The 4400-nt window shown below is 72.8% G+C and carries 3 protein-coding genes; 1 reads left to right on the forward strand and 2 read right to left on the reverse strand.

The window, feature by feature from the left end:
* Nucleotides 1-237: 237 nt before the first annotated feature.
* Together ACFXGA_RS39700 and ACFXGA_RS39705 are read right to left on the reverse strand one after the other, a co-directional pair.
* The gene (locus ACFXGA_RS39700; protein ID WP_378098208.1) at nt 238-1467 is read right to left on the reverse strand and encodes a glycosyltransferase; all 1230 of its coding nucleotides are present in this window, start codon (nt 1465-1467) and stop codon (nt 238-240) included.
* A 15-nt stretch (nt 1468-1482) separates the two neighbouring features.
* The gene (locus ACFXGA_RS39705) at nt 1483-2454 is read right to left on the reverse strand and encodes a zinc-binding dehydrogenase (protein WP_378098211.1); all 972 of its coding nucleotides are present in this window, start codon (nt 2452-2454) and stop codon (nt 1483-1485) included.
* Nucleotides 2455-2876: 422 nt separating this feature from the next.
* Between ACFXGA_RS39705 and ACFXGA_RS39710 the strand changes: the two genes are divergently transcribed.
* Nucleotides 2877-4346: an MFS transporter gene (locus ACFXGA_RS39710; RefSeq protein ID WP_378098214.1), complete on the forward strand. Its 1470-nt coding sequence runs from the start codon at nt 2877-2879 to the stop codon at nt 4344-4346.
* Nucleotides 4347-4400 lie beyond the last annotated feature (54 nt).

Here is a 4400-nt window from a genome sequence, read left to right on the forward strand (position 1 = left end):
GGAATCGGCCGCGCGCCACGCCGTCATCGACCTACCGGCCTTGCACGCCGCGCACGGCCGGGGGATCCCTCGGCCGTGCACCACGTGAACGCCCCATCGGCCTGACACGCGGTGCACGACCCGCGATCCCTCGGCCGCGCGCCGCGCCGCCAACGACCCACCGGCCCGACCCCGCACGCCGGGAACGGCCGAGGAGCGTTCCCCCGGCCGTTCAGCGCGCCCGACGCGGCGACCCCGTCACGAAGTGGCGTCCACGACCCGCCGGCCGATCCGCTTGGCCTCCGCCAGCAGGTCGTCGTTCCACCGGTCCCTCAGCCCGGACAGCCGCGACGTGATCACGACGAGGTCCGCGCCCTGGTCCGGCAGCGGGGTCTCCAGCCCGATGGCGTGGTGGCCGGTGTGCCGGCCGTCCGCGAGCGCGCGGTCCAGCAGCTCGCGGTCGAAGTCCATCAGGACGGCGGGCGGGAGCGAGGCGGGCACCGAGCCGCCGGAGCCCAGCACCGCCACCACGCCGTCGACCGGGCCGGCCTCGGCGAGGGCGCGGGCGATCTCCTCCGACACGTCGACCGGCGCCCGGCCGCTCCAGTCGACCAGTTCGCCGTAGTACTCCTCCCACGGGAACAGCAGGGTCTCGGCGATCACCCGCACGCCGATCTCCACCTGGGGGTCGCGGTGCTTGGCGTGGAAGTGCCTCATGTTGTTCAGCAGGCTGGGGTCGAGCACGGACCAGTCGTGCTCGGTCGGCGTCTCGATGACCCACGCCTCGCGGTTGAGGTGGAACTCCACCCCGTCGCGGTACAGCCGGTAGGCCAGTTCGAGGTCCTCCGCGCCCCAGGTCACGAAGGACTCGTCGAAGCCGCCGACCGCCCAGAAGTCGGCGGCCGTGACGGAGCAGTTGATGGTGAACGTGAGGCTCCACGGCACGTGCCGGCGCTGGAGGTCGAAGTCGCACTTGACCAGCGACTCGTGGCGCACGTCGAAGAAGGCCGGGTCGTCGCCGTACCGCTCGACCACCTCCTCGGGCGTGGCCCGCTGGAGGAGGTCCACGAGTTCCATCATCGGGTCGTCCGGGTTGTAGCCGTAGGCGTAGCCCAGCGAGACCCGGCGGGGGTTCGGCGCTCCGTGGGCGCGGAGGTGGTTCTCCAGGAACCGCGCGGGCGCGAGCGCGCCGGTGTCCAGGAACACCAGCACCGGCGCGGTGCTCATCCGGGCGCCGGCGTTGCGCGCCGCCCCGGCCCGGAAACCCAGGTCCTCCTGGTAGTGGTAGGAGATCCGCAGCGCGTCGGCGAACCCGTCCACCACGGCCTTGGTGTCGTCGGTGGAACCGTCGTCCGCCACGACGACCTCGAACTCCTCCGGCGGGATGCTCTGCCGGGTGAGTTCGGACAGCGTCCGCCGCAGCATCCCGCTCCGGTTGTACGTCGGGATCACCACGGAGATCCGCGGTGGCGAGCTGAATCGGGTCATGACGCCTCCCAGCGATCAGAAGCGGAGCAGCACCTTGGCGCGGTAGGCCCCCTTGAGCTGGGCCTGGACCGCCGGCACGAGGTTCTCCAGGCCGTCGATGACTGTCTCATGCAGGACGACCTCGCCGCTCGCGACCAGCCCGGGGAACTCCGCGGCGAAGCGGGGGAAGAGGTCCTGGTGGTCGTCGGTGGTGAACCCGCGCACGGTCAGCCGCCGTTCGACGACCAGGTGCATGTTCCCGATGGCGGGCCTGCGGCCGGTGCGCAGCTGCTCGGTCCACCCGCACAGGACGAGCCGCCCGTGCACGTTCATGGCCGAGATGGCCGCTTCGAGCTGCCAGCCGCCGACGTTGTCGTAGTACACGTCCACGCCGCCGAGGTCGGGCCAGCCGTCGTGGTAGTCGAACGCGTCGTCGAAACCCAGCTCCTTGACGACGAACTCCGCCTTGTCCGGCGAGCCGACGCTGCCGATGACCCGGCCGGCGCCGCGCACGCGGGCCAGCTGCCCGGCGACGCTGCCGACCGCGCCGGCCGCGCTGGAGACGACGACCGTGTCCCCCGGCCGGATCTCGACCTGGCTCAGCCCCACGTACGCCACCACGGCCGAGCTGAGGTGGTGCGACAGCGACGGGTACAGGTCGCGGTCCACCACCTCGAACTCGGCCGCGTCCGCCACCGCGTACTCGCGCCAGGCGAGGCGGTGCAGCACCACGTCGCCGGGCCGCAGGCCGGGCGCCGCCGACTCGACGACCTCGCCCAGGGCGTGACCCCACGGCGCCACGCCGAGGTCGTAGTCCGGCACCTCGGGGGGCTCGACGTCCTGCATCCGCATGAGCAGACCGGGGTCGATCGCCATGTAGAGGTTGCGGACCACCACCTCGCCGGGACGCGGGTCCGGCACCGGCACCTCCACCAGCTCGAGTTCGCCGGGCACCGGCAGCGTGCCCGGCGGACGGCTGATCAGGCGGATCTCACGGCTTGTCGTCATGTCGGGTCGCTCCTCCGGCCGCCGGCTTGTCCGTCCCCCGACCTCGGCCGAGGGCGGTTCACGGTAACCGCCTGCGTCGGCCCCGCAGATCTTTCAGGTTGCTCACTCGGCGGCGGCCCGTGCTCCCGCCGGGAACGCCGGCGGACCGTTCGGGACACCGCAGTCGCGCCGGGACGCGACGGGTCGCGCGATCAGCCGATCGGACGCCGGCGCTGGGCCGGGCACCGGGTCGGTCGCGGCGGAACGGACGCGTCCGGCGGCGCGCCGGGCGGTCCACCGTGGACAGCGCATTTTGGAAGGTGGCGACGGCGGGTTCCGGTGGCACGCTCCAAAACCTCCGAGCACCGGAGGCGGCGCTCGGCCGAATGCCCCCACCCGCAGAACGAGCAGGGCGCGAACCCTGTGACCGAGGAGGAGCCGGCATGGACTTGAAGCCGATCGAGAGCGGGGCGACGGACCCCGCGACGGGCAGGGACCCGCGGCGCTGGGCCGCTCTCGCCCTCCTGTGCGTCGCCAGCTTCATGATGATCCTGGACTCGCAGTTCGTGGTCCTGGCGCTGCCGTCCATCCAGTCGGCGTTGGAGATGTCGCCCGAGCAGGTGCAGTGGGTCATCACCGTCAACGCCATCACCTTCGGCGGCCTGCTCCTGCTCGGCGGCCGGATGGCCGACCTGATCGGCCGCCGCAAGGCGTTCATGATCGGCGTGGCCGGGTTCCTGCTGACCACGATGCTGTCGGGGCTGTCCTGGGACGCCGGCACCCTCGTCATCGCCCGCGCCCTGCACGGCGTGTCCTCCGCGCTGATGGTGCCCAGCGCGTTGTCGATCCTGATGAACACGTTCCAGGAGGGGCCGGAGCGCAACCGGGCCATCGCGGCGTGGTCCGCGGTCGGCGGTGTGGGCGCGGTGGGCGGCCTGCTGGTGGGCGGCGTGCTCACCACGGAGCTGGGCTGGCAGTGGGCGTTCCTGGTCAACGTGCCCGTCGTGCTCTGCCTGCTGGTCGTGACGCCGTTCGTGCTGCGGGAGAGCCGTGACAGCGCGCAGCGGCGCACGTTCGACGTGGCCGGGGCGCTGACCGTCACCCTCGCGCTCGCCGCCCTGATCTACGCGACGGTGGACGGACCGGTCGCCGGGTGGGCCAGCGTGCGGACGATCGGCCTGTACGTGCTGGCGGCGGCGTTGATCGCGTTGTTCGTGGTGATCGAGTCGCGGTCCTCCGCGCCGCTGGTGCCGCTGCCGATCCTGCGCAAGCCCACCGTGCTGGTCGGCAACCTGCTGATGATGCTCGTCGCGGGCATCGTGTGGGGCGAGGGCCTGCTCATCTCCCTGCACACCCAGCAGGTGATGGGGTACTCGGCCTTCGAGTCCGGCCTGGTCAGCGCGGCCATGCCGGTCATGTCGGTCGCGGGCGCCTACGTCGGGCAGGCCATGGTCACCCGACGCGGCTTCAAGCTGCCCATGGCGGTGGGCGCGATCGGCCTCGGCGCCGCGTGCCTGCTGCTGACCCGGCTGCCGATCGGCGCGAACATCACCACGACCATCATCGTGCCGCTGGCCCTCTTCGGCCTGTGCCTGGGCATCGGGCACACCACGTCCAACATCGTCGCGCTGACCGATGTGGACGAGCCGGAGTCCGGTTTGGCGTCGGGCCTCATCTCGGCGGGGTTCCAGATCGGCGGCGCGATCGGCACCGCGATCGCCGCCACGGTCGCCGTGTCCGTCACGGCCGGTTCCACGGAGCCCGCCGACCTGGCCGCGGGCTTCGAGGCGGGTTTCGTCGCGTTGGCGATCATGGCCCTGCTCGCGCTGCTGCTCGCCTTCGCCCTGCCCGCCTACACCAGGCGGACGGGCAAGCGGCGCGCCGCCGCCGAGGCCCGTCCCGCGGCGGGCTGACCCCGCCGCCGGTTCCGCGCGCCCCCCGGGGGCGGGGGGGGGGGCGCGCCCCCC

Origin of the sequence: Actinosynnema sp. NPDC059335 (genome assembly GCF_042752395.1) — a bacterium.
Classification (GTDB): domain Bacteria; phylum Actinomycetota; class Actinomycetes; order Mycobacteriales; family Pseudonocardiaceae; genus Actinosynnema.